24 protein-coding genes are annotated in these 22,737 nt (G+C 72.0%); 16 read left to right on the top strand and 8 right to left on the bottom strand.

Annotation, left to right across the window (positions count from 1 at the left end; genetic code table 11):
* The first annotated feature begins 15 nt into the window (after nt 1-15).
* The 3 genes from BM342_RS04215 to BM342_RS04205 all read left to right on the top strand — a co-directional run bounded on the left by BM342_RS04215 (nt 16) and on the right by BM342_RS04205 (nt 2,069).
* Nucleotides 16-684 (top strand): ABC transporter ATP-binding protein, encoded by a 669-nt coding sequence (locus tag BM342_RS04215; RefSeq protein WP_092966504.1) that lies wholly within the window; start codon nt 16-18, stop codon nt 682-684.
* 139 nt (nt 685-823) lie between these two features.
* Entirely contained in the window at nt 824-1,621 is a 798-nt protein-coding gene (locus BM342_RS04210; RefSeq protein ID WP_177232053.1) for an amidase domain-containing protein, read from the top strand.
* A 49-nt stretch (nt 1,622-1,670) separates the two neighbouring features.
* Nucleotides 1,671-2,069, top strand: a complete 399-nt coding sequence (locus tag BM342_RS04205) for a RidA family protein (RefSeq protein ID WP_092964221.1) — start codon at nt 1,671-1,673, stop codon at nt 2,067-2,069.
* 15 nt (nt 2,070-2,084) lie between these two features.
* On the opposite strand, the gene BM342_RS04200 is transcribed toward BM342_RS04205, so the two are convergent.
* A complete protein-coding gene (locus BM342_RS04200; protein WP_177232052.1) occupies nt 2,085-2,471 on the bottom strand; it encodes an SIP domain-containing protein in 387 nt (128 codons plus the stop codon).
* A 189-nt stretch (nt 2,472-2,660) separates the two neighbouring features.
* On the opposite strand from BM342_RS04200, the gene BM342_RS04195 reads away from it, so the two are divergent.
* The 8 genes from BM342_RS04195 (at nt 2,661) to BM342_RS04160 (ending at nt 8,847) form a co-directional block, all read left to right on the top strand.
* On the top strand, nt 2,661-4,460 hold the full coding sequence (locus tag BM342_RS04195; protein WP_092964219.1) for a molybdopterin-dependent oxidoreductase: 1,800 nt from the start codon (nt 2,661-2,663) through the stop codon (nt 4,458-4,460).
* A gap of 184 nt (nt 4,461-4,644) precedes the next feature.
* Nucleotides 4,645-5,286, top strand: a complete 642-nt coding sequence (locus BM342_RS04190) for a YqaJ viral recombinase family protein (protein ID WP_092966502.1) — start codon at nt 4,645-4,647, stop codon at nt 5,284-5,286.
* Nucleotides 5,287-5,299: 13 nt separating this feature from the next.
* A complete protein-coding gene (locus BM342_RS04185) occupies nt 5,300-6,142 on the top strand; it encodes an alpha/beta fold hydrolase (protein WP_092964218.1) in 843 nt (280 codons plus the stop codon).
* Between the two features lie 154 nt (nt 6,143-6,296).
* Nucleotides 6,297-7,271, top strand: coding sequence for an NADP-dependent oxidoreductase (locus BM342_RS04180; RefSeq protein WP_092964217.1), 975 nt, complete (start codon nt 6,297-6,299; stop codon nt 7,269-7,271).
* Between the two features lie 145 nt (nt 7,272-7,416).
* The gene (locus tag BM342_RS04175; RefSeq protein WP_092966500.1) at nt 7,417-7,800 is read left to right on the top strand and encodes an MmcQ/YjbR family DNA-binding protein; all 384 of its coding nucleotides are present in this window, start codon (nt 7,417-7,419) and stop codon (nt 7,798-7,800) included.
* Nucleotides 7,801-7,809: 9 nt separating this feature from the next.
* Nucleotides 7,810-8,214: a DUF1801 domain-containing protein gene (locus BM342_RS04170; RefSeq protein ID WP_092964216.1), complete on the top strand. Its 405-nt coding sequence runs from the start codon at nt 7,810-7,812 to the stop codon at nt 8,212-8,214.
* A 19-nt stretch (nt 8,215-8,233) separates the two neighbouring features.
* Nucleotides 8,234-8,575: a YciI family protein gene (locus BM342_RS04165; protein WP_092964215.1), complete on the top strand. Its 342-nt coding sequence runs from the start codon at nt 8,234-8,236 to the stop codon at nt 8,573-8,575.
* A 23-nt stretch (nt 8,576-8,598) separates the two neighbouring features.
* On the top strand, nt 8,599-8,847 hold the full coding sequence (locus tag BM342_RS04160) for a DUF1232 domain-containing protein (protein ID WP_143109754.1): 249 nt from the start codon (nt 8,599-8,601) through the stop codon (nt 8,845-8,847).
* Between the two features lie 78 nt (nt 8,848-8,925).
* Here BM342_RS04160 and BM342_RS04155 read toward each other — a convergent pair whose 3' ends face one another.
* Complete coding sequence (locus BM342_RS04155) at nt 8,926-9,885, bottom strand: ArsR/SmtB family transcription factor (protein ID WP_092964213.1); 960 nt, start codon at nt 9,883-9,885, stop codon at nt 8,926-8,928.
* Nucleotides 9,886-9,941: 56 nt separating this feature from the next.
* Between BM342_RS04155 and BM342_RS04150 the strand changes: the two genes are divergently transcribed.
* The 3 genes from BM342_RS04150 to BM342_RS04140 are packed head-to-tail and all read left to right on the top strand — an operon-like array spanning nt 9,942 to nt 13,462.
* Nucleotides 9,942-11,498 (top strand): MFS transporter, encoded by a 1,557-nt coding sequence (locus BM342_RS04150; protein ID WP_177232051.1) that lies wholly within the window; start codon nt 9,942-9,944, stop codon nt 11,496-11,498.
* Between the two features lie 10 nt (nt 11,499-11,508).
* Nucleotides 11,509-12,939: a cryptochrome/photolyase family protein gene (locus BM342_RS04145; RefSeq protein WP_092964211.1), complete on the top strand. Its 1,431-nt coding sequence runs from the start codon at nt 11,509-11,511 to the stop codon at nt 12,937-12,939.
* Nucleotides 12,920-13,462, top strand: a complete 543-nt coding sequence (locus BM342_RS04140; protein ID WP_255368500.1) for a GNAT family N-acetyltransferase — start codon at nt 12,920-12,922, stop codon at nt 13,460-13,462. Before BM342_RS04145 ends, BM342_RS04140 begins: the two co-directional genes overlap by 20 nt.
* 22 nt (nt 13,463-13,484) lie before the next feature.
* On the opposite strand, the gene BM342_RS04135 is transcribed toward BM342_RS04140, so the two are convergent.
* The 4 genes from BM342_RS04135 to BM342_RS04120 all read right to left on the bottom strand — a co-directional run bounded on the left by BM342_RS04135 (nt 13,485) and on the right by BM342_RS04120 (nt 18,378).
* On the bottom strand, nt 13,485-14,051 hold the full coding sequence (locus BM342_RS04135; RefSeq protein WP_092964210.1) for a GNAT family N-acetyltransferase: 567 nt from the start codon (nt 14,049-14,051) through the stop codon (nt 13,485-13,487).
* A gap of 212 nt (nt 14,052-14,263) precedes the next feature.
* The gene (aceB, locus tag BM342_RS04130) at nt 14,264-15,976 is read right to left on the bottom strand and encodes a malate synthase A (protein ID WP_255368499.1); all 1,713 of its coding nucleotides are present in this window, start codon (nt 15,974-15,976) and stop codon (nt 14,264-14,266) included.
* A gap of 32 nt (nt 15,977-16,008) precedes the next feature.
* A complete protein-coding gene (aceA, locus tag BM342_RS04125; RefSeq protein ID WP_092964209.1) occupies nt 16,009-17,343 on the bottom strand; it encodes an isocitrate lyase in 1,335 nt (444 codons plus the stop codon).
* Nucleotides 17,344-17,667: 324 nt separating this feature from the next.
* Nucleotides 17,668-18,378: a hypothetical protein gene (locus BM342_RS04120; protein WP_092964208.1), complete on the bottom strand. Its 711-nt coding sequence runs from the start codon at nt 18,376-18,378 to the stop codon at nt 17,668-17,670.
* Nucleotides 18,379-18,870: 492 nt separating this feature from the next.
* On the opposite strand from BM342_RS04120, the gene BM342_RS04115 reads away from it, so the two are divergent.
* Entirely contained in the window at nt 18,871-19,236 is a 366-nt protein-coding gene (locus tag BM342_RS04115; RefSeq protein WP_092964207.1) for a PadR family transcriptional regulator, read from the top strand.
* 1 nt (nt 19,237) lies between these two features.
* Complete coding sequence (locus tag BM342_RS04110; protein WP_218154892.1) at nt 19,238-20,791, top strand: permease prefix domain 1-containing protein; 1,554 nt, start codon at nt 19,238-19,240, stop codon at nt 20,789-20,791.
* Here BM342_RS04110 and BM342_RS04105 read toward each other — a convergent pair.
* Complete coding sequence (locus BM342_RS04105) at nt 20,731-22,068, bottom strand: sensor histidine kinase (protein WP_092964205.1); 1,338 nt, start codon at nt 22,066-22,068, stop codon at nt 20,731-20,733. The genes BM342_RS04110 and BM342_RS04105 overlap by 61 nt on opposite strands.
* Nucleotides 22,061-22,729, bottom strand: a complete 669-nt coding sequence (locus BM342_RS04100; protein ID WP_092964204.1) for a response regulator transcription factor — start codon at nt 22,727-22,729, stop codon at nt 22,061-22,063. The genes BM342_RS04105 and BM342_RS04100 overlap by 8 nt, the downstream gene beginning before the upstream one ends.
* Between the last annotated feature and the right edge of the window lie 8 nt (nt 22,730-22,737).

Below are 22,737 nucleotides of genomic sequence, written 5' to 3'. Positions count from 1 at the left end.
GCATCGAAGGACACCATGTACACGCTCACGAAACTCACGAAGACCTACCAGCAGGGCAACCGAACGGTGCACGCCCTCAAGAACGTCGACCTGCACATCAGGTCGGGACAGCACGTCGCCATCCAGGGGCCGACCGGCGGTGGCAAGTCGACCCTGCTGCAGATGCTCGGCGGGCTCGACCGGCCCACCTCGGGCACGATCACCATCGGCGACGACGACATCTCGAAGATGCCAGACGGCAGGCTCGCGAAGATCCGCGCGAAGGAGGTCGGGTTCGTCTTCCAGAACTTCAACCTCATCCCGACGCTCACCGCCCAGGAGAACGTCGAGACCGCGCTCGAACCGCTCGGCGTCTCCGGCGACCAGCGTGCGAAGCGGGCCGCGGAGGCGCTCGCGTCGGTCGGGCTCGCCGACCGCGGCGGTCACCTGCCGAGCGAGCTCTCCGGCGGCCAGCAGCAGCGCGTCGCGATCGCCCGCGCGCTCGTGAAGGAGCCGGACGTGCTCCTCGCCGACGAGCCGACGGGCGCGCTCGACGAGGAGACCCGCGACGAGATCCTCGAGATCCTCGAGGGCCTGCACCGCGACCGCGGGCTCACGCTCATCGTCGTCACGCACGACTCCGCGGTGGCCAAGCGAGCCGAGCGCCGCCTGCACATCAAGGCCGGCACGGTCACCGAGCGCTGACCCCGCCGGGCACCGACGGGACGGATGCCGCAGCCGCGACGTGCGGCTGCGGCATCCGTCGCCCCGTCGCGGCCGCCTGCGGGCGGATTCCTACCGCAGGCAGAGGGGATGCACAGGCTCGATGCATACGGTCGAATGGATGACCCGCCCCGATGAGCCCACAGCGTTCCCTGCCGATGCCGAGCCCGCCGAGCTTTCGGGCGCCGACGAGATGACCGATGCCGACCGCCGCCGCATGTACCGGCGACGCCGCATGCTGGCCGTGGCAGCCGTCGTGACCGTGCTCGCGGTCGGATGCGGCTTCGTCGCCATCGGCTGGGCATCGGCGACGCAGGGCACCGCGTCGCCCGACGAGACGGCGCACGACTCGGTCGAGGTGCAGGAGTCGGCGGCGCAGGCGGATGCCTCGGCCGCACCCGATTCGGGCCTGCAGCTCGACTGGGCCTCGCTCGACCCCGCCGTCTCGGAACAGATGCAGTACGTGCAGGACAACTGGGACAGCACCTGGAGCGACGAGTACGGCTTCATCGACGAGAACGACTGCATGGACTTCGCGAGCCAGTCGCTCATCGCCCGGGGCTGGGTCGAAGACGAGGACTGGTGGTACGCCGTGGGCGACGCCTATTCGAGCTCGGCCGCCTGGCGCAGCTCGACCGCGTTCATGGAGTACCTCGAGTCGCGCCCGGATCTCGCGACCATGCTCACCGACGACCAGCGCGACCAGGTGAAGGTCGGCGACATCGTGCAGTTCGACTGGGACGACTCGGGCGACCGCGATCACACCGGCATCGTCACGGCGGTCGTGACGAACGACGACGGCTCGATCGACGTGCTCTACGCCGGCCACACGGATGCCACGTGGGACCGCTCGGTCGACTACGCGATCACCGAGATGCACCCGGGCGGCGACGTGACCTACTGGAGCATCACCGGCTGAGTTCCGGATGTCTAGTCCGGATGTCGGTGGGCGGGCGTAGACCGGACGCATGGAGATCACGCACCTCAACCCGCCGTCGCTGCACCGCAGCCCGGCCTTCAGCCAGGGTGTGCTCGTCACCGGGGCGCACCACACCCTCTACGTCGGAGGGCAGAACGGCGTCGATGCCGAAGGCGTCGTCGTCGAGGGCGGCCTCGGGCCGCAGACCCGTCGCGCCATGCAGAACCTGCTCGCCGTGCTCGCCGAGGCGGGTGCCGACCAGACCAACGTGGTGTCGCTCACGATCACGCTCGTGGCCGGTGCCGACGCGACCGAGGGCTACCAGGCGTCGGCCGAGGTCTGGGGGCGGCACGCGACGACCGTGCAGGTCATCCAGGTCGCCGGGTTCGCGAACCCCGCGTTCGTCGTCGAGGTGAGCGCGATCGCGGCGATCCCGGCCGAGGGCTGAACCGCCCGTCGAAGATCAGATCGCGGCGAGCTCGCGGTCGAGGCGGCTCGCGAACGTGGCGACCACGTCTGACGAACGCGCGCCGAGCCAGATCGAGATCTCGACGCCACCCTCGGGGCGCATCCACTCGTCGAGCCAGGCATCGACGGCCGCGACGAGCGACTGACCGCGCGGGGCGACCGTTCCCTGCGGGCGCTCGCGGAACACCCAGTGCACGCCGATGCCGGTCGGCGCCTCGATGGGCACGATCTGCACGGCGTTGAACGCCTCGATGAAGACCAGGCCGGTCGCGTTCGGATCGCAGTCGGCGAGCCGGGATCGGATCGCCGCGACGTCGCCCGTGTCGCCGGCCATGAGCACGCGTGCCGCCGGCGGCGTGCTCGGTCGCATCCTGCTGACCATGGACCAGCCTCTCCTCGGAATGGGTTCTCCGTTCATCTTAGGTTTGCCTTACCTATTGCGCAACGCGAGCACAGCGAACTCGAAGCCTGCGCCGATCGTCGCCGGCGACGAGCGGCCAATCCGGCTCGCCGCCCGTGCCGAACCACCGGTGACGGGCGGACGACTCCGCGCCGCGAACGGAGGCGCGACATGGAGCACGACGCAGGGCGATCGGGCGGCCACGACCGCTCCGGCACGGACTTCAGGTCTCCGGCTTCACCCGTGCGGGCGCGGCTGCGCTGGTGGTCGCTCGCCTCGCTCGCCGGCGTCATCAGCGCCGGGGTGTTCCTCGCCGCCGCCGAACTCGTCTCGTTCCTCGTCGCGCGCGACGGCAGCCCGATCCTCGCGGTCGGGTCGTTCGTCATCGACATCGTGCCGCGATGGGCGAAGGAGCTCGCCATCGAGGTGTTCGGCGCGAACGACAAGCTCGCGCTCCTCGGCGGCCTCGGCCTCGCGGTGCTCGTCGCCGCCGCCGTCACGGGCGTGCTGCAGTTCGTGCGCCCGCCCCTCGGCGTGGTCGCACTCGGCCTCGCCGGCGCGCTCTCGTTCGCCGCCATCGTCACCCGCACGGGCGCGACCGCGTTCGCCTGGCTTCCTCCCGTCGTCGGCACCGCGGCGGGCATCGTCGTGCTGCATCTGCTCGTCTTCCGGCTGCGCGCGTGGCGCGACGACCGCGCTGCGGCTGCCGCGCGCCACGCATCGGCCACGTCCGCCGCGGCGAAGGCGAAGGCCGCGCAGGCGGCCGCCACCGCGGAGGCGGCGTGGGCGCCTGCTGCCCCGGAGACGGGGATCCCGGCCCCTGCACCGAAGCCTGCACCGGCGCCCGTGACGGCGACCGAAGACCCCGGCGAGCGCGCGAAGGGCGGCCGCGCCGCGGCATCCGTCGACCGTCGCGGGTTCTTCGTGCTCGCGGGGCTGGCAGCGGCATCCGCACTCGTGGTCGGCGTCGGCTCGCGCGTGGCCGGCGCCGCGACGAGCTCGATCGCCGCCGTTCGCAAGGCGCTGAGGCTGCCCGCGCCGAACTCGACGGTGATGATTCCGGATGGCGCCGAGCTCGACATCCCCGGCATCACGCCGTTGTACACGCCGAACGCCGACTTCTACCGGGTCGATACCGCGCTGACCGTGCCCTCGGTCGACCCGGCGACCTGGCGGCTCGTGGTCGACGGCATGGTCGGCGAGCGCGTGGAGCTCACCTTCGACGACCTCGTGGCCATGGGCCTCGACGAATACTCGATCACGCTGACCTGCGTCTCGAACGAGGTCGGCGGCGACCTGCTCGGCACGGCGAAGTGGCTGGGCGTGCCCGTGCGCGACGTGCTGGCCCTGGCGCGCCCTGGAGCCGACGCCGACATGGTGCTGTCCCGGAGCGTCGACGGGTTCACCGCGTCGACACCGCTCGGTTCGCTCACCGACGCCGGACTCGACGCGATCCTCGCGGTCGCCATGAACGGCGAGCCGCTGCCGCTCGAGCACGGCTTCCCGGTGCGGATGGTCGTGCCCGGCCTCTACGGCTACGTCTCGGCGACGAAGTGGGTGACCGAGCTGAAGGTCACGCGCTTCGACGCGGAGGAGGCGTACTGGACCCCGCGCGGCTACAGCGCGAAGGCGCCGATCAAGCTCTCGTCGCGCATCGACACCCCTCGTCTCGACAAGGCCGTCCGACCTGGGACGACCGTGATCGCCGGTGTCGCCTGGGCGCAGACCGTCGGCATCGAGCGGGTCGAGGTGCAGATCGACGACGCCGACTGGCAGCTCGCGACCCTCTCGAACCCGGTCAACGCCGACACCTGGGTGCAGTGGTTCCTCGAGTGGGAGGCGACGAGCGGCACCCACAACGTGACCGTGCGGGCGACGGACCGCGACGGCAACCTGCAGGTCGAGGAACGCGCGCCCATCGCGCCCGACGGGTCGACCGGATGGCAGCGCCGACTCGTGCAGGTGGGCTGAACCCGCTCGGCTCGAGCCGGACGCCGAACCCGGGAGTCGGCTGCCGACCGATCGGACACACCGAAGTCGCCGTCCGCAGGTGGGCGGCCCGCGATACTCTCTCTGGGTGCCCGACTCCCCCTTCGCGCTCTTCGATCTCACGCCGGACGGCGATCTGCGTGAGACCGGAGTCCAGCGCGGCTCGATCACGCCGCCGGCGAAGCTGCCGCACGAGACGCGCGTCGTGGCCGACTCGAGCGACCGGGTCGCCTGGCTGCGGGCACGATCGCAGGGTGTGACCGCGACCGACGCAGCGAAGCTCGCGACCCGCACGTCCGTGAAGTCCGCGGCCTGGGAGAAGCTCCACGGCGCCCCGCGCAGCTTCGGCGGCAGCCGCTACACCGACCACGGCCGCGAGCGCGAGCCCGTGATCGCCGCGTGGGCGGCGCGCACGCACGGCATGAGCCACTCCTCGCTGCTCTTCCACGCGGCATCCGACCGCCGCCACCTCGCCACGCCCGACGGCCTGCGCGTGCACGACGGCGTGCTCGAGCTGTGCGAGATCAAGACCACGTCGAAGCCGTGGCGCGCCGTGCCCCGCAGCTACCTGCGGCAGGTGTGGTGGCAGCAGTACGTGCTCGGCGCAGAGCGCACGCTCATCGTGTGGGAGCAGCACGACGACTTCGTGCCCGTCGGGCCCGAGCCGCTCTGCCGGTGGATCGAGCGAGACGACGACCAGATCGCGATCCTCGTGCAACTGGCCGGCGAGCTGCTCGAGGCGATCCGGCCCACGCAGGCGCCCGCACAAGACGCACGCGCGTACTACCGGCCGAGCGTTCTGGCATGACGGTCGAGATCGCATGACGGTCGTGCTCCTGCACGGGCTCGGCGCCGACCGCCGTCAGCCCCTCACGCTGCTCGAACCCATGGTCCACGAGGTGCTCGGCGACGACGAACTCGTCATCGCGCCCGACGTGCGGGCGCACGGCGGATTCCTCGAGATCGGCCATGCCGACGACTTCGCGCTCGACCGCCTCGCGGCCGAGGTCGCCGCAGCCGTGCGCCGCGACCTCGCCGAGGCCGCGGTCGAGCGGGCCAACGACGCCGCAGGCCGTGGCGGTCGCGCTGCCGGCGCCGACGGCCTCGATCTCGATGCGCCGCTCACCATCATGGGCATCTCCATGGGCGCGGCGATCGCCCTGCGCATCGCCCTCGACGGACTGCTTCCCGTCGAACGCGCGGTGTTCATCCGTCCGTCGTTCGACGACCGCCCGGTGCCTGAGAACCTCCGCGCATTCCCCGTGATCGGGCAGGTGCTCGCCGACGCCGGGGCCTCCGGCGCGGCCGAGTTCCAGGAGCGCGAGGTCTACCAGAGGGTCGCCGAGATCTCCCCGCTCGGGGCGCGCGGCCTGCTCGCCCAGTTCACCGCCCCCGATGCCGCGCGCCGGGCCATGCGGCTCGTCGAGATCCCCCGCAACCGGGCGTTCCGCGACGACGCCGAACTGGCCGAGCTCGAGCACCGCGGCATCCGCTCGCTCGTGGTCGGCGCCCTGCGCGACCCCGTGCACCCGCTGCCCACGGCCGAGCGCTGGGCCGCCGGTGTCGCCGGACCCCTGCTCGTGCTGCCGGCCCGTGACGACGGCCCCGCCGCCCAGGGGCACGTGCTCACCGAGCAGGTCGGGCGCTGGCTGCGCGACTTCTAGCGGCTCCGCGCCCGCCTGGCGCTGTTCTGCCCCTGCTCCTGCCCTGCCCGGGCTGCCTCCGAAACAGCGGAGGATCGGAGCGACACGCCGCCGCCACGCGGCGTGTCGCCGAAACTCTCCGACGACTCGGCGACGCTCGCGCGAGGATGGTCGCATGACCGACACGATGCGCGCCCTGGTGATCGACCGCACGGGCGAGGCCGACGAACTGCACCTCGCCGACGTGCCGCGACCGACGCGCATCAGCGACGAGGTGGTCGTGCGGGTCGTGGCCGCGGGTGTCAACCCGATCGACGTCAAGACGCGCGCGGGCAGGGGTACGTCGGCCGCGATCACGGGCTACCCCGCCGTGCTCGGAAACGACTTCGCGGGCGTCGTCGAGCAGGTGCCGTACGCGTCGCACCCGCTGCACGTCGGCGATCGGGTCTACGGCGCCGCCCGCCCGCCGCGCACGCCCGGCACGTTCGCCGAGTTCGTGACGGTCTCGTCGATGAGCGTGGCGCCCATGCCCGCCTCGCTCGGCTTCGTCGAGGCCGCAGCCCTGCCGATCGCGGCGCTGACCGCGTGGGGTGCGATCGTCGACGTCGCGCGCGTCCACGACGGACAGCGCGTGCTGGTGCACGCCGGCGCGGGCGGCGTCGGCCACCTGGCCGTGCAGCTGGCCGCCTACTTCGGCGCCCACGTCACCGCGACCTGCGGACCCGACAACGTCGAGTTCGTGCAGGGACTGGGCGCCGAACGCGTCATCGACTACCGTTCCGAGCGCTTCGAAGCGGTCGCAGGCGAGCAGGACGTCGTCATCGACCTCATCGGCAACGTGAAGGATGACACGGGCACGCGTTCGCTCGACGTGCTCCGCCGCGGCGGGCTGCTCGTCAACGTGCCGACCGGATCGTGGCCGACCATGGCCGACGAGGCGGCCGCCCGCGGCATCCGCGCGACCGGATACTCGTGCTCCCCCGACGCCCGCACGCTCGCCGTGCTCACACGACTCGTCGACGACGGCGCCCTGCGCGTGCACGTCGACCGTGAACTGCCGCTCGAGTCCGGTGCCGAGGCGCACCGCCTCGTCGAGGGCGGGCACGTGCGGGGCAAGGTCGTGCTGCGCGTCGCACCCGACCCCGAGTAGGGCTTCGTTCGAGCGAGCGGATGCCGCGGCATCCGCAATTCGTCAGTTCGGAGTTCGCGCGGCAGCAGTGCAGACCGCCGCAGCGCCGACCGTCGCAGTGGCGAGCGCTCCGGCCGTGTCGGTGGCGCTGCGTATGCTCGCCCTCGTGGCCACCCTCGACGACCTGCGCCGCACGGCCGAGACCCTGCCGGGCAGCGAGGAGCGCGCGACGACCGGCGGCGCCGCCTGGTTCGTGCGCAACAAGCTCTACGCGTGGGAGTGCCACCCGTGGCCGAGCATCCCCGAAGAGGTGCGCGCGATCGTCGCGGCAGAGCTCGTCGTCGGCGTCAAGGTCGCCGATCCGGTCGACGCCATGGCGCTCAAGCAGATGGCGCCCGACGTGTTCCTGCGCACGACGACCCCGTGGGGCGAGCCCAAGATCGCGTTCCGAATGGCGGGCATCGAGCTCGATCACCTCGCCGAGCTCGTGACCGAGGCCTGGCGCGTGCAGGCGCCCAAGTACCTGCGGCGCGAGTTCGACGAGCGCTAGCATCGCCGCATGCCCGCCCGCTTCGCGACCGTCGACGAATTCCTCGCCGCCCAGGCCCCCGAGCGCCGAGCCGACGTCGAGGCGCTTCGTGCGCTCGTGCGCGAAGCCGGCCCCGGGCTGGTCGAGATCGTGAAGTGGAATTCGCCCAGCTACACGCTCGACGGCGTCGATCGGCTCACGATCAACGCCCCGGGCAAGGGACCGCTTCGGCTCATCCTCCACTTCGGCACCGAGCGGGCAGAAGAGAAGGGTGCCGTGTCGAGATTCGCAGGCGACCCCGAGGGGCTGCTCACGTGGCATTCCGACATCCGTGCCAGCCTCACGCTGCCGTCCGCCCAGGACCTCGATGGCCGGCGTGAGGCGATCGTCGCCGTCATCCGCGCCTGGTTGGCGGAGGACGGCTCGAACCGATGAACGACGAGGAGTCAGCACGATGACGAAGTACCTGATCTCGTTCCCGAGCAGCGCCATGGTCGTCTCGGCTGACGACCTGCCGGCCGTGGCGGATGCCGCGCACGCCGTCGTCCAGGAGGCGAAGGACGCCGGCGTCTGGGTGTTCGGCGGCGGCATCGACGAGGGCGTCGCGCCCGTCATGGTCGACGGCGACGGAACGGTCACCGAAGGCACCTACCCGCAGACGACGCAGTTCGACGGCGGATACACCGTGCTGGAACTCCCGACCCGCGCGGCCGCCCTCGAGTGGGCCGCCAAGATCGCGACCGCCTGCCGGTGCGCGCAGGAGGTCCGGGAATTCATGTACGACCCCGAGAGCTGAGGCCCGTTCCCGTCGAGCGCCGCGTGCCGCACACTGGAGGCATGTGGTGGAGCTTTCTCAAGGCGGTCCGATCCGGTGAGCACCGGATCGCGCCGGTGACGTGGGTCGCCGCGATCGCGGCGACCGTCTACGCGATCTCGCCGATCGACCTGATGCCCGAACTCGTGCTCGGCCCGCTCGGGCTCGCCGACGACCTCGGCCTGTGGGGCATGCTCGCGCTGCTGGTCGTTCGGGAGCAGCGACGGTGGCTCGCCGCCCCCGGCGCGAAGTAGGCCGCGCCGCGACAAGGTGAGCGAGCGGTGAGCGGATGCCGCGGCATCCGCTCGCGCACGATCGGGCGAATCCCCAGGTCAGCCCGAGCGCGACTCGAGCAGGGCCGAACCGAGCTCGCTGCGCAGGTAGAGCACGCTGCGGCCGTAGCGGGTACTGACGAGCAGGCCGGCGTCGCGCAGCACGCGCAGGTGCTGGTTCACGGCCGAGGCGGTGACGCCGAAGCGCACCCCGAGCTCGGTCGATGACGCGGGGTCGCCGAGGGCGGCGAGCAGGCTCGCGCGCGTCTCGCCGAGCACCGCGGCGACCGCGGCGGGATTGGCCACGGGCTCGGCCTCCCAGAGGGCGCCCTGGCCCCTGGCCGAGTAGAGGATCATCGGCGGCCCGTCGCCGATCGGCGCCGAGGCGCGACGCGTGAACATCGTGGGCATGAGGGTGAGGCCGTTGCCGTCGATCGCGAGCGTTCGATCCTTCGGGTCTGCGAGGCGCACGGAGACCACGCCGTGGTCGTAGGCGATGCGCGGCGAGAGGCCGTTCAGCATGCTCGCGACTCCGGCCTGCGCGATCTGACGGCCGCGGTAGACGACGTCGGCCTCGAGCACGGCGCGCATGCGCGGCCAGTACGGTTCGAAGCAGGTCTCCCAGAGCTGTGACAGGGCACGGATGATGCGGCGCAGCGCCTGGCTCGTCGACCCGGCGAACACCTCTGGCACGTGCCCGTGCACGGCGACGAGGTCGCTGCGGAACACGTCGGGCGGCGTCGCGGCGAGCGCGCGAAACTCGTCTTCGAGGCGCGTGAGCGGCGACGCCGGGCGGGGGTTCAAGAAGTCGGGCGTCCACATGCGTTCGTCGATGAGCGCCCCGAGCACGTGCATGTCGAGCCGTTCGCGGGCCTCCTCGGTGCGGCGCAGCCAGCCGAGCTGCAGCGGGAACCTCGCGGGCTCGCGGATCGCGCGCAACGACAGCCCGAGTTCGCACAGGGGTGAGAGCGCGAAGCGCACGGCTCCGACGTCGTCCTCGTTCAGCACGTACCGCAACATGTAGCACAACGCTACATCGATTTCGCCCGGTCGAGGCTCCCAGCAGGATCGAACCCGTGAGCCCTACCTCCAGCCCCGACACCTCGTCACTGCCCGTCATCGAACCCGATCTCGACGCCGCCGCCGCGAGCATCGACGAAGCGGATGCCGCGGCGCAGGCGTCGCCGGCCACGCAGGCGGATGCGGCGGGCGGCGGGGGCACGGCGAAGCCGGGTCTGGCGGCCCGCATCGCAGCATCCGTCTCCGACCCGGTGCTGCGGATCCTCGTGACGGCGACCCTCATCAGCCGGGTCGGGCGGGGCATCTTCCTCACGATCACGGTGCTGTACTTCACGCTCGTGGTGGGGCTCCCGGCGCACGAGATCGCGATCGTGCTGGGCGCCGCGAGCGCGGCCGGCATCGTCGCCTCGCTCGCGGGCGGCTGGCTCGCCGACCGCATGAGCGCCCGGCGGGTGCTGCTCGTGTTCACGACCCTCGAGGGACTCGGCCTGCTCTGCTACGCCGTCACGGGCGACTTCGTCTCGGCGCTGGTCGTCGCCGTGATCGTCGGCGCGTTCGGGCAGGGCGCGAACTCGACGCGCATGGCGATCCTCGCGCGGGCGTTCGAACCCGAGCAGCGGGTGCACGCCCGCGCGGTGCTGCGCACGGTCACGAACGTGTCGATCGCCGTCGGCTCGGGGCTCGGCGCGCTCGCCCTCGCGATCGGCACGCCCGAGGCGTACCGGATCCTGCTCGTCGCAGCCGGCGGGCTGTACCTGCTCGCGCTCGTGCGGCTCGTGAAGCTACCCGCGAGCGTCGACGCCCGACCGGTTCCTCCGGTGACGGGCGCGGTCGGGGTGGTCGCCGCCTTGGACGGCACCGTCGACGACGACCTGCCCGAGGCGGACGAGGCGGATGCCGCGGGCGGCCGCGCATCGCAAGGTCGCCGCCCCGAGGCATCCGCTCGCCCGACGCCCTCGACGAAGCGTCGCAGCCGCTTCGCGCACTCGCCCTGGCGCGACCCGCGCTACCTCGCGCTCACGGCCCTCAGCGCGATCTTCGGCATGCAGTTCGGCGTCGCCGAGATCGGCGTGCCGCTGTGGATCGCGCATGAGACCGACGCCTCGGCCGTGCTGGTGTCGGCCGTGCTCATCCTCAACACGGTCATCGTCGTGCTGTTCCAGGTGCCGCTCTCGCGCGGGACCCACGACCTGCGCCGCGCCGGGCGCGTGTCGGCGATCGCCGCGTGGCTCATGGCCGCGACGTGCCTCGTCTACGCCGCGGCCGCGGGCCTGCCGGTGTGGTTCTCGGTCGTGTTCATCGTGCTCGCCTCGATCACGCACGCGTTCGCCGAGGTGCTCTCGCAGGCCGGGGGCTGGGGCCTGAGCTTCGAGCTCGCCGACCCCGTGCAAGCTGGCACCTACCAGGGCGTCTACTCGATGGGCTACTCGATCGGCGCGACGCTCGCCCCCGCCGTCGTGACCGCGACGGCACTCAGCATGGGCCTCACGGGGTGGGCGATCCTCGCGGTGATCTTCCTCGCGTCGGGGCTCGGCACGTGGGCGATCGCGCGAGCGGCGGCGAGTCGGGCGGACGCCGCGGCGGCCCGCCTGGCCGTCGGAGGCGTCGGGTAGGGTCGGGCGCATGCCCGCCGCGCCGACGATCGTCTGGTTCCGCGACGACCTGCGCGTCGGCGACCATCCGGCGCTCGCGGCCGCGGCCGAGCGTGGTGCGCCGGTCGTGTGCGTGTTCGTGCTCGACGAGGAGTCGCACGGCATCCGCCCGCTCGGCGGGGCGGCGCGGTGGTGGCTGCACGGCTCGCTCGAGGCCCTGCGTGCCGACCTCGAGGCGCTCGGCACGGACCTCGTGCTGCGACGCGGCCCCGCCGGCCGCGTGATCCGCTCGCTGGTCGATGAGACCGGTGCCGACGCCGTCTTCTGGAACCGCCGCTACGGCGGCCCCGAGCGCGAGGTCGACACCGAGCTGAAGTCGGGGCTCGGCGACGACGGGCTCGAGGTGAAGAGCTTCGACGCGAACCTGCTCTTCGAGCCGTGGACGATCCGCACCGGGCAGGGCACGCCCTACTCGGTCTTCACGCCGTTCTGGCGCGCCTGCCTCTCGGCGCCCGAGCCGCGGCATCCGCTCGCCGTACCCGACGCGATCGACGCGTACGTTCCGGATGTCGCGAGCGACGACCTCGCATCGTGGCACCTGCTGCCGACCCGCCCCGACTGGGCGGCGGGCCTTCGCGAGACGTGGACGCCCGGCTCGGCCGCGGCGCACGACCGGCTCGCGGAGTTCCTCGACGAGCGACTCGGCGACTACGACGCCGCGCGCGACCGCCCGGCCGCGGTCGACGCGACCTCGCGCCTGTCGCCGCACCTGAGGTGGGGCGAGATCAGCCCGTTCGAGGTGTGGCACGCGGTGCGCGAACGCCGTGCGGGTGCCGGGGGCGGCAGGGGCGCCGGGAGCGGAGGCGAGGCGACGAGCCGGGCCCGGTTCCTCGCCGAGCTCGGGTGGCGCGAGTTCGCCTGGCACGTGCTCTTCCATGCGCCCGACCTCGCGACCCGCAACTGGCGCGCCGAGTTCGACGCGTTCCCGTGGCCGCGCCTGCACCCGACCGCGCTGCGCGCGTGGGAGGAAGGACGCACGGGTGTGCCCCTCGTCGACGCCGGCATGCGCGAGCTCTGGCGCACGGGATCGATGCACAACCGCGTGCGCATGGTCACGGCGTCGTTCCTCACGAAGAACCTGCTCATCGACTGGCGCCGCGGCGAGCAGTGGTTCTGGGACACGCTCGTCGACGCCGACGCGGCCTCGAACCCGTTCAACTGGCAGTGGGTGGCAGGTTCGGGGGCCGATGCCGCGCCCTACTTCCGCGTGTTCAATCCGCTGCTGCAGGCGAAGAAGTTCGATCCGCGCGGCGACTACGTGCGGCGCTGGGTGCCCGAGGCGGACGGCGACGACTACCCCGAGCCGATCGTGGACCTCGGCGAGTCGCGTGCGGCCGCGCTCGCGGGCTACCAGTCCGTGAAGGCGGCCATGGGAGCGGCTCGTGCGGCGACCCCATCCTGAGATCCGGCTCGCCGCGCCCGGCGAGCTCGAACTCCTCGAGCAACTCGAGAACGACGCCGACGGGCTGTTCATCGAGCGGTTCCGGCCGACGTCGTGGCGACCCGCGCCCGATGCCGCGACCCGAGCGGCGCAGCCCGGGTTCATCCTGGTCGCCGTCGTCGAGGGCAGCGACGGCGACGGCGACCGGACGACCGTCGTCGGCTTCGCCCAGGTGCTCGAGCACGACGGCCACGTGCACCTCGAGCAGCTCTCGGTCTCGCCCGCGCACGCACGCCGCGGACACGGCCGCCGACTCGTCGAGGCGGCGATCGCCCACGCAGCAGCCCTCGGCTACGCGGAGATCACCCTGCGCACCTACGCCGACGTCCCGTGGAACGGACCGTTCTACCGCAGCTGCGGATTCGTCGAGTCCGACCCGGCCACGCCCTGGCATCGCGAACTCGCCGAGCACGATCTCGGCCTGCCCGGCGGGCCCGCGAGCGGCATCACGAGTCGGCGCATCCAGATGACCGCCCGCTGCTGAACGACGCGCGCCGCGCGATACCTCAGGAACCGCCCCCGCCACCGCCGGCGCCAGCCGATCGCATGAGCACCCAGTCGTCCTCGTAGCGATCGCCGAGCTTGAAGTGCTTGCGGCCCGTCTTCACGAAGCCGTGCTTCTCGTAGAAGCGGATCGCCCGGGCGTTCTCGTCGTTCACGCCGAGCCAGATCGACGCGACGCCGGTCGCGAGTGCCGCCTCGACCGTGGCCTCCATGAGCGGCCCGGCCACCGAACCCGAACCGTGCGCGGCCTTGCGGGTGTAGCACTTGCTGAGCTCGATCGTCGGGCGCTCGGTCACGACGGCCGAGACGTCGGTGTCGGTCGGGTCGCCGGCGATGAGCATCGTGTAGCCGACCAGCGTTCCCTCGCCGTCCTCGGCGACCACCAGCATCCGCCCGGCATCGGCGAGGTGCTCGTCGAAGCGCTCGACCGTGAAGTTCGTCGCGATGAACTCGGCGATCGCCTCTGCGGTGGTCGAGGGCGGGCAGGCGAGCGGGAACGTGTCGGCCGCGAGTTCGGCGAGCGCCGCGGCATCCGTCGGTCTGGCCTGGCGAATCGTGGTTCGGGTCACGACTCGCCATTCTCGCAGGCCGACGGATGCCGCCGCGCGCCGGTGACGCCCGGCGACACCGGACGCCGATCGCCCGCCCGCGCCGAGAGGGCCGCGCCGTCCGTCGCACCTTCCGGGATCGCCGGATGCGGTCGACGCGGCCCTTCGGGAACCGCGGCGGTGCCGAGTCGCCCGGGGTTCCCGACAGCGGGATGACCGGGCGACTCGACCGTTCAGAGGAACCGGGCGTACGCCCCCACCGTGAGGAAGGTCGGGAACTCGGGCTCGAGCGCCACCGTGCGGAACACCGAGATCGAGTCGTCGAACCGGTCGCCCTCGAAGCGGGGCAGTGCGGCGACGGCCTCGGCCATGAGGCGCACGATCGACGTCTGGTCGATGCGTGTGCCCTCGGCGGTGACGGTGTTGTTGTCGAGCCACTGCCAGACCTGCGAGCGCGAGATCTCCGCGGTCGCGGCGTCCTCCATGAGGTTGTCGATCGCGGCGGCCCCCGTGCCGCGGAGCCACGACTCGATGTAGCGGATCGCGATCGAGATGTTGTCGCGCACGCCGGCCTCGGTGACCTCGCCGCCGATCGACGGGATGTCGAGCAGGTCGGCCGCCGTCACCTCGACGTCGTCGCGCAGGCGGTCGACCTGGTTGGGTCGGTCGCCGAGCACGGCGTCGAACTCCGCACGAGCGGTGGGGATCAGGTCGGGGTGCGCGACCCACGTGCCGTCGAAGCCGTCGCCCGCCTCGCGGCGCTTGTCGGCCGAGACCGCGGTCAGCGCGCGCTCGGTCACCTCGGGGTCGCGGCGGTTCGGGATGAACGCGCTCATGCCGCCGATGGCATGTGCCCCGCGCTTGTGGCACGTCTGCACGAGCAGCTCGGTGTAGGCCCGCATGAACGGCACCGTCATGGTGATCGCCTTACGGTCGGGGAAGACCCAGCGACGACCACGGGAGCGGAACGTCTTCACGATCGAGAAGATGTAGTCCCAGCGGCCGGCGTTGAGGCCCGCGCAGTGGTCGCGCAGCTCGTAGAGGATCTCGTCCATCTGGAACGCGGCCTGGATCGTCTCGATGAGCACGGTCGCGCGGATCGTGCCCTGCGGGATGCCGAGCGCGTTCTGCGAGAACACGAAGATGTCGTTCCAGAGCTTCGCCTCGCGGTGCGACTCGAGCTTCGGCAGGTAGAAGTACGGCCCGCGACCGGCGGCGATGAGCGCCTGCGCGTTGTGGAAGAAGTACAGCCCGAAGTCGACGAGCGAACCCGAGGCGTGCATGGCGCGCCCGGCGCGGTCGTGGAACGTGAGGTGCTTCTCGACGAGGTGCCAGCCGCGCGGACGCATCACGATCGTCGGCGTCTCCGACGCGGTGACGCGGTACTCCTTGCCCTCGGGGCTCGTGTACGCGAGGTCGCCGCGCAGGAAGTCGAACAGCGTGACCTGCCCGCCGATGACGTTCTCCCAGGTGGGGCTCGTGGCGTCCTCCTGGTCGGCGAGCCAGACCTTCGCGCCCGAGTTCAGCGCGTTGATCGCCATCTTGCGGTCGGTCGGACCCGTGATCTCGACGCGACGGTCCTCGAGGCCGGGGCCGGGGCCCGCGACGCGCCAGGTGCTGTCGTCACGGATCCATGCCGTCTCGGGCATGAAGCGCGGGTCACGGCCGTTCGCCGCGTCGACGCGGGTCTGCAGGCGCTCGGCGAGCAGCTCGTGCCGGGTGCCGGCGAATCGGTCGTGCAGCGCCGCGAGGAAGGCGAGCGCCTCGGGCGTGAGGATCTCCTCGGCCCGGCCGACGGATGCCTCGCGCTCCGCGCCCGAACGGGCGAGCTCGATGCGCGGCTCGACGGTCTGGAAGCTGCCGGTGGCGGGCTTCGGCTCGGGGCGGCGTGCGGATGCGGCATCCGTTCGCTCGCGCTCGAGGGTCATGGTCGGTGTCGTGTTCATGGTCTTCTGCTCCTGTCCGGCCGGGGCCGTGGTCAGTGCTGGAACTGGTCTTCCTCGGTCGATCCGACGAGGGCGAGCGTCGCGCTGTTGGGGTTCAGCGCCGTGGCGATCTGGTCGAAGTAGCCGGTGCCGACCTCGCGCTGGTGGCGCGTGGCGGTGTAGCCGGATGCCTCCGAGGCGAATTCCGCCTCCTGGAGCTCGACGTAGGCCGACATGTGACGCTCGTTGTAGTCCTTGGCGAGCGTGAACATGCCGTGGTTCAGGGAGTGGAAGCCGGCGAGCGTGATGAACTGGAACGCGTAGCCCATCGACGCGAGCTCGCGCTGGAACTTCGCGATCTGGTCGTCGTCGAGGTGGCGCTTCCAGTTGAAGCTCGGCGAGCAGTTGTAGCTCAGGCGCTTGCCCGGGAACTTCGCGTGCACGGCCTCGGCGAAGCGGCGCGCGAGGTCGAGGTCGGGCTCGGCCGACTCGACCCAGAGCAGGTCGGCGTACTCGGCGTAGGCGAGGCCGCGGGCGATGACTGGCTCGATGCCGTTCTGCACGTTGTAGAAGCCCTCTGCGGTGCGCTCGCCCGTGACGAACGGCTTGTCGCGCTCGTCGTGGTCGCTCGTGATGAGGGTCGCGGCGAGCGCGTCGGTGCGGGCGATGATGATCGAGGGCACGCCCGCGACATCCGCCGCCAGACGGGCCGCGTTGATCGTGCGGATATGCTGGCTCGTCGGAATGAGCACCTTGCCGCCCATGTGGCCGCACTTCTTCTCGCTCGCGAGCTGGTCCTCCCAGTGCACGCCCGCCGCGCCGGCCTCGATCATCTGGTGCATGAGCTCGTAGGCGTTCAGCGGCCCGCCGAAGCCGGCCTCGGCGTCGGCGACGATGGGGGCCATCCAGTCGGTGATGCCGGTCTCGGCCTCGTTGCCCTGCTCGATCTGGCCGGTGCGAAGCAGCGCGTTGTTGATGCGGCGCACGACGGCCGGCACCGAGTTCGCGGGGTAGAGCGACTGGTCGGGGTAGGTCTGGCCGCTGAGGTTCGCGTCGGCCGCGACCTGCCAGCCCGACAGGTAGATCGCCTTGAGGCCTGCGCGCACCTGCTGCACGGCCTGGTTGCCGGTGAGGGCGCCGAGCGCGGCCGACCACTGCGGGTCCTCCTGGCGCTCGAAGGCATTGCCCGTGTTCTGCTGGATGTCCTCCCACAGGCGCTCGGCGCCGCGGCGAGCGAGCGTGCGGTCCTCGCGCACCGGTCCGCGCAGGGCGATGACGTCTTCTGCGGTGTAGTCGCGCTTCACGCCCTCCCAGCGCGGGTTCGCGTCCCACTCGAGCTGCAGTTCGGCTGCGGTCTGGGTCTGGTCGCCGGGGCGGTTCGTGCTCATCGTCGTGCTCCTTCGGTGCGGTCCGGCGCTGCCTCGGTGTGGCCTCGGCTGCGGTCGGATGTCTCTGGCGGATGTCTCCTGCGGCCCTTCCGGCGTCTGCCTCGACGCCTTCCGGGGTGGCTGTGGTTCCACTCTGCGGGCCGCCGGGGCACCCCGACCGACGGTTCGGGGGGTGAACTTCCGCGGTATTTCCGCGCCGCGGAAACATGCCCGGCTGCCCGCGCCCCGCCCGCCGTACGCACGCCATCGTTCGGTCGCCCGTGGCCGGAATACCCGCATCGAAGCGACCACGAGTGACCGAACGACGGGCGCGGGGCCGGCGTGTCAGCGCCGCCATCCTCGTTCGAGCAGCGCGGATTCCGCGCGCGCCACGAGTTCAGCGCGGGGCATCCGTTTCGTCGCCCTGATCACGAGCCAGCCGTCGGCGGCGAGGTCGTTGAGCCTCGTGACATCCGTCGTCCATTGCTCGAGGTCGAGCCGATGCTGCTCGCCGTCATACTCGACGAGCACCCGATAGGCGCGGAACACGAGGTCTCCGCGCGTGCGGCGACCGGATCGGAGCTCGATGACCCCATTCGGTTCGGGTTCGGGGAGGCCCGCGCGGATCAGGGCGAGGCGCGCGAGCGTCTCGGGGCGCGAGTAGGAATCCGCGCGGAGGTCCGCCCGAGCTCGGCGCAGCTTCGCCGCGCCCGCTCGGTTGCCGTGACGCACGATCGCCCGGTCGATCTCGTCGAACGTCGCCATCGGCGACGGCAGGCCCACGAGCCGGTCACCGGCGGCGACGAGGTCGTCATGTCGGAGCAGACCCGCGAGCGAGCACCAGGCATCGGCCGGTGCCAGCACGCGGAGCCCGCGAACCTGCCGGACCAACGGATGCCCCGTCGTGGAGTATCCGGCGACGCCGCTCCGCCTCGGTGCCCGGCCGCCTTCGAGAGCGGTCACGTGCACGCGTGCGTCGCGTTCGACGGCGCGCGGCAACGGGAGGCCGAGCAGCATCGCTGCCGTGGCGTGCGAGAAGACCTGGCCGGGGGGCATGACGGTGGCGTACGCGGCGCACCGATGCGCGACTGCCTCATCGGCGCGGGGCGCCCGGACTCCACGGAACGGTCGGGCCAGGTCGCCGCTGCGGAGCCTGCGCCGCGAAACCCCGGATGCGATCGCCTCAGGAGCCGTGAACGGCCGATCGACGAGGGATACCGGAAGCGGAGTCGGTCGACGCATCCGACGAGTGTGCCGGTCGGCTCGGCGCGCGCCCGGAGCGGACGTCGCCCGAGTGCGTTTCGACGATCCGGCCGCGCCTGGGGAGGAGCGCTCGCCGTGTGAGCACCCCCGATCCCCCGTCGTTCAGTCACTTGTGGTCGCTCTCCGGCGCGCGAAGCGACCACACGTGACTGAACGACGGGGACGGGGCGCGAGGTGCGAGGTGCGAGGTGCGAGGCGCGAGTGGCGATACCTCGCAGTGCGAGGTATATTGCTGATCCAGATACCTTGAGCTGCAAGGTACGCACCAACGCAGGAGGGAACACCATGCGCATCGGCAAAGACCTCGTCGCGGCGGCCGCGACCCCGGTCGTGCTCGGCATCCTCGCCGACGGCGAGTCGTACGGGTACGCGATCCTGCAGCGCATCACCGCGCTCTCTGGCGGCGAGCTCGAGTGGAGCGACGGCATGCTCTACCCCCTGCTGCACCGGCTCGAGCGCCTCGGCCACGTGCACTCCGAGTGGCGCCAGTCCGACACCGGGCGCCCGCGCAAGCACTACCGCCTGACCGAGCAGGGGGCCGGCGTGCTCGCCGAGCAGCGGCGCCAGTGGTCGGTCGTGGGCGACGTGCTGAGCAAGGTCTGGCCCGACGACGGCGGCCCGCGCATGCGCCTGGCCTTCGGGACGGTCTGACATGGCGCCCGAGACCCCGCGCTCGGCCGCAACGGACGGCCCCGACCGCCCTGACGCCGCGACCCCGGCCGACGGCCACGGACACGCTCCCAGGCCCGGCCCCGGCGCTCCTGATGAGCTCGGCGCACTCGTCGCCTCCTGGCGCGCATGGATGCAGCGCCACGACGCCGTGACCAGCGCAGACCTCGACGAGCTCGAGAGCCACCTGCTCGACCGCGTCGACGCACTGCGCGAGGTCGGACTCCACGAAGACGAGGCGTTCCTCGTGGCCGTCAAACGCCTCGGCGCGGTCGACGACCTCTCGCACGAGTACGCCCGCGTGCACTCCGAGCGCCTCTGGAAGCAGCTCGTGCTCGACGACGACTCGGGCGCTCAGGGCGCGCCGGGCACGGACGGGTACGCCGAGGCATCCGGAGCCCTCGACCGAGCGGATGCCGCGGGCCGGCGCACCCCGTTCTGGAAGCGCTCCAACGGGCTCGCCGTCGCCCTCGGGCTCGGCGTCGGCGCCGGACTCGCGGTCACGGCTGCGAGGCTGCTCGGCGCGGATCCCGCGTTCTTCCTCCGGAACCTCTCGGTGCTCGTGCTCCCGTTCCTCGCGGCCTGGTTCGTGTGGCGGCACCGCCCGCCCCGCGGACCGGTGCTGGCCGTCGCGGGCGCGTTCATGCTGGCCGCCCTCGTGCTCAACGTGTTCCCGTGGGGCGAGCCGGGCGACCTGTACGTCTTCGGCGTGCCGCCGACCGACACCGAGCTCATCGCGTCGATCGCCGCCATCGTCGGACTGTGGCTGGTGACCGGACTCGCATATGTCGGAGGCGGTTGGCGCCGCAGCGACTCGCGGATGGACTTCGTGCGCTTCAGCGGCGAATGGGTCGTGTACTACGTGCTCATCGCGCTCGTCGGCGGCGCGCTGTCGGCGCTCACGATCGGCGTGTTCTCGACGATCGGCGTCGACGTGTTCTGGTTCTTCAACGACTGGGTGCTGCCGTGCGCGATCCCGGGCGCGGTACTCGTGGCCGCCTGGCTCGTCGATGCCAAGCAGCGCGTGATCGAGAACATCGCCCCCGTGCTCACGAAGGTCTTCACGCCGCTGTTCACGCTCATGCTCATCGCGCTCGTGGTCGCCGCGACCCTGCAGTGGAACATCGTCGACGCCGATCGCGAGCTCCTCATCGCCTTCGACCTCGTGCTCGTCGTCGTGCTCGGGCTGCTCGTGTACTCGTACTCGTCGCGCGACCCGCTGCAGCGTCCCGGCTGGTTCGACCGCATCCAGCTCGTCATGCTCGTCGCGGCGCTCGTGGTCGACCTCTTCGTGCTCGTCGCGATGGTCGGGCGCACCGGCGAGTTCGGCTTCAGCCCGAACAAGACGGCCTCGCTCGGGCTCAACCTGATCCTGCTCGCGAACCTGGCCTGGGCCGCGTGGCTGCAGCTCGGATTCCTCCGCGGGCGCGAGCCGTTCGACCGCCTCGAGCGCTGGCAGACGGGGTACCTGCCGGTCTACCTCGCCTGGGCCGCGATCCTCGTGGTCGTCTTCCCGCCGGTCTTCGGCTTCGCCTGAGCGGCGGCCTCGCGCGGGAACCGCACGGCGACGCGAAGCCCGCCGTTCGCTCGGGGCACGAGCTGCAGCGCCGCTCCGTGGCGTTCGGCGATCGCCGCGACGATCGAGAGTCCGAGCCCGCGGCCGCGCTGGGCGGCCGCGCTCGTGCGCCCGCGGACCCGGAAGAACGGCGCGGTGAGCTCGGCCACCGTCGCCGGATCGAGCTCGGCACCGCTGTTCGCGACCTCGATGGTCCTCGAGCGTCTCGTGGTGCGGGTCGACACCCGCACGACCCCGCCGCGCACGTTGTGCCGGATGCCGTTCTGCACGAGGTTCACGAGCATCTGCCTGAGCAGCACGCGATCACCCGAGACCGTTCCGGGTGCGACCGCGAGATCGATGCGCACTCCGGCGAGCGCCGCCTCGGGCCGCGCCTCCTCGACGACGGATGCCGCGAGCTCGCCGAGCTCGATCGGTTCCGTGCTCGCCTCGCCGGCCTCGGCCTCGGAGAGGTCGAGCAGCGCCTCGACCGTCGCGATGCTGCGCTCGTTGGTTTCGCGCAGGCGCTCCAGCAGGGCCGTGCCCGCGGCACTCCCGGCGCCCGCAGCGCCGGCAGCGCCCGCCGCATCCCCGGCGCCCGCCGAACTCAACGCGACGTCGAGCATGGCCCGGGTGGTGGCGAGCGGCGTGCGGAGCTCGTGCGAGGCGTTCGCCGCGAACCGCCGATGGGCCCCGAGCGACCGCTCGAGCCCCTCGAGCATCTCGTCGAACGTGTCGGCGAGGTCGGTGATCTCGTCGCGGGGGCCGCCGAGCGCGATGCGGTGGTCGAGGTGGCCGCGTGCGGCACGATGGGCGGCCAGGTTGACCTCCTGGAGCGGCCGCAGCATCCGCCCGGCGACGAACCAACCGGCCCACGCGCCGACGGCCGCGAGCACCACGAGCGCGCCCGCCGAGACCCAGAGCAGCAGCTGCAGGATGTCGTCGCGCGAGCCGACGACGACCGACGCGGAGGTCGTCTCGGCGAGGATGCCGGGGTCGTAGGTGGGCACGGCGGTGCCGGCGACCAGGTCGGCCGACTCGCTCGGCACGCTGAGCATCGCGACGGAGCCGTCGGCCGTCGCCCCCGCGAGCGGGGTGGCGGCGGCGAACTCGTACGTCGGCACGAGCCCGATGAAGAAGGCAATGATCGCGAGCATCACGGCGCCCGCGACGACGAGCAGGCCGGCGTAGGTGAGCGCGAGCCGCGCCCGGACCGTCAGCCGGAACGTCCGAGGGGCGGATGCCGCGGCGTCACCCACGCGGCACGTCGATCGCGTAGCCGGCACCCGGGTCGGTGCGGATCATCCACGGCTCGCCGAGCTTGCGCCGGAGCGTGGAGATGGTCATCTTCACGGAGTTCGTGAAGGGGTTCGCGTTCTCGTCCCACGCCTTCTCGAGCAGGGTCTCGGCGCTGACGACGCCTCCTGCGGCGCGCATGAGCACCTCGAGCACCGAGAACTCCTTGCGGCTGAGCCGCACGAAACGGCCGTCGCGGTACACCTCGCGACGGAAGGGATCGAGCGTGACCCCGGCGCCCTCGAGGCGCGGCGGAAGCGCCGTGAACCTCCGGCGGCCGAGTGCCCGCACCCTGGCCACGAGCTCAGGGAACTCGAACGGCTTGGCGAGGTAGTCGTCGGCGCCGAGCTCGAAGCCGCCGACCTTGTCGCCGAGCCGCCTGGCCGCGGTGAGCATGAGGATCGCCGGGCGCTCCTCGCGCGCGGCGAGCGTTCGGCAGACCTCGTCGCCGTGCACGCCGGGAAGGTCGCGGTCGAGCAGGATCACGTCGTAGTCGTTCACGTCGACCGCGAAGAGCGCCGCCTCGCCGTCTGGCGCGAGGTCGGCGGCGATCGCCTCGAGCGCGAGTCCGGCTCGCACGGCCTCGGCGAGGTACGGCTCGTCTTCCACGATCAGCACGCGCACTCGGTTCC

The organism is Agromyces sp. CF514 (genome assembly GCF_900113185.1).
Lineage (GTDB): Bacteria > Actinomycetota > Actinomycetes > Actinomycetales > Microbacteriaceae > Agromyces.
The sequence above is the reverse complement of the archived record's forward strand: the minus strand, read 5'-3'. Positions and strand labels throughout refer to the sequence as shown.

Coding starts and splice junctions, on each gene's coding strand:
- BM342_RS04215 (WP_092966504.1), top strand. CDS start 16: ATGTACACGCTCACGAAACTCACGAAGACCTACCAGCAGGGCAACCGA.
- BM342_RS04210 (WP_177232053.1), top strand. CDS start 824: ATGACCCGCCCCGATGAGCCCACAGCGTTCCCTGCCGATGCCGAGCCC.
- BM342_RS04205 (WP_092964221.1), top strand. CDS start 1,671: ATGGAGATCACGCACCTCAACCCGCCGTCGCTGCACCGCAGCCCGGCC.
- BM342_RS04200 (WP_177232052.1), bottom strand. CDS start 2,471: ATGGTCAGCAGGATGCGACCGAGCACGCCGCCGGCGGCACGCGTGCTC.
- BM342_RS04195 (WP_092964219.1), top strand. CDS start 2,661: ATGGAGCACGACGCAGGGCGATCGGGCGGCCACGACCGCTCCGGCACG.
- BM342_RS04185 (WP_092964218.1), top strand. CDS start 5,300: ATGACGGTCGTGCTCCTGCACGGGCTCGGCGCCGACCGCCGTCAGCCC.
- BM342_RS04180 (WP_092964217.1), top strand. CDS start 6,297: ATGACCGACACGATGCGCGCCCTGGTGATCGACCGCACGGGCGAGGCC.
- BM342_RS04170 (WP_092964216.1), top strand. CDS start 7,810: ATGCCCGCCCGCTTCGCGACCGTCGACGAATTCCTCGCCGCCCAGGCC.
- BM342_RS04165 (WP_092964215.1), top strand. CDS start 8,234: ATGACGAAGTACCTGATCTCGTTCCCGAGCAGCGCCATGGTCGTCTCG.
- BM342_RS04155 (WP_092964213.1), bottom strand. CDS start 9,885: ATGTTGCGGTACGTGCTGAACGAGGACGACGTCGGAGCCGTGCGCTTC.
- BM342_RS04145 (WP_092964211.1), top strand. CDS start 11,509: ATGCCCGCCGCGCCGACGATCGTCTGGTTCCGCGACGACCTGCGCGTC.
- aceB (WP_255368499.1), bottom strand. CDS start 15,976: ATGAACACGACACCGACCATGACCCTCGAGCGCGAGCGAACGGATGCC.
- aceA (WP_092964209.1), bottom strand. CDS start 17,343: ATGAGCACGAACCGCCCCGGCGACCAGACCCAGACCGCAGCCGAACTG.
- BM342_RS04120 (WP_092964208.1), bottom strand. CDS start 18,378: ATGCCCCCCGGCCAGGTCTTCTCGCACGCCACGGCAGCGATGCTGCTC.
- BM342_RS04115 (WP_092964207.1), top strand. CDS start 18,871: ATGCGCATCGGCAAAGACCTCGTCGCGGCGGCCGCGACCCCGGTCGTG.
- BM342_RS04110 (WP_218154892.1), top strand. CDS start 19,238: ATGGCGCCCGAGACCCCGCGCTCGGCCGCAACGGACGGCCCCGACCGC.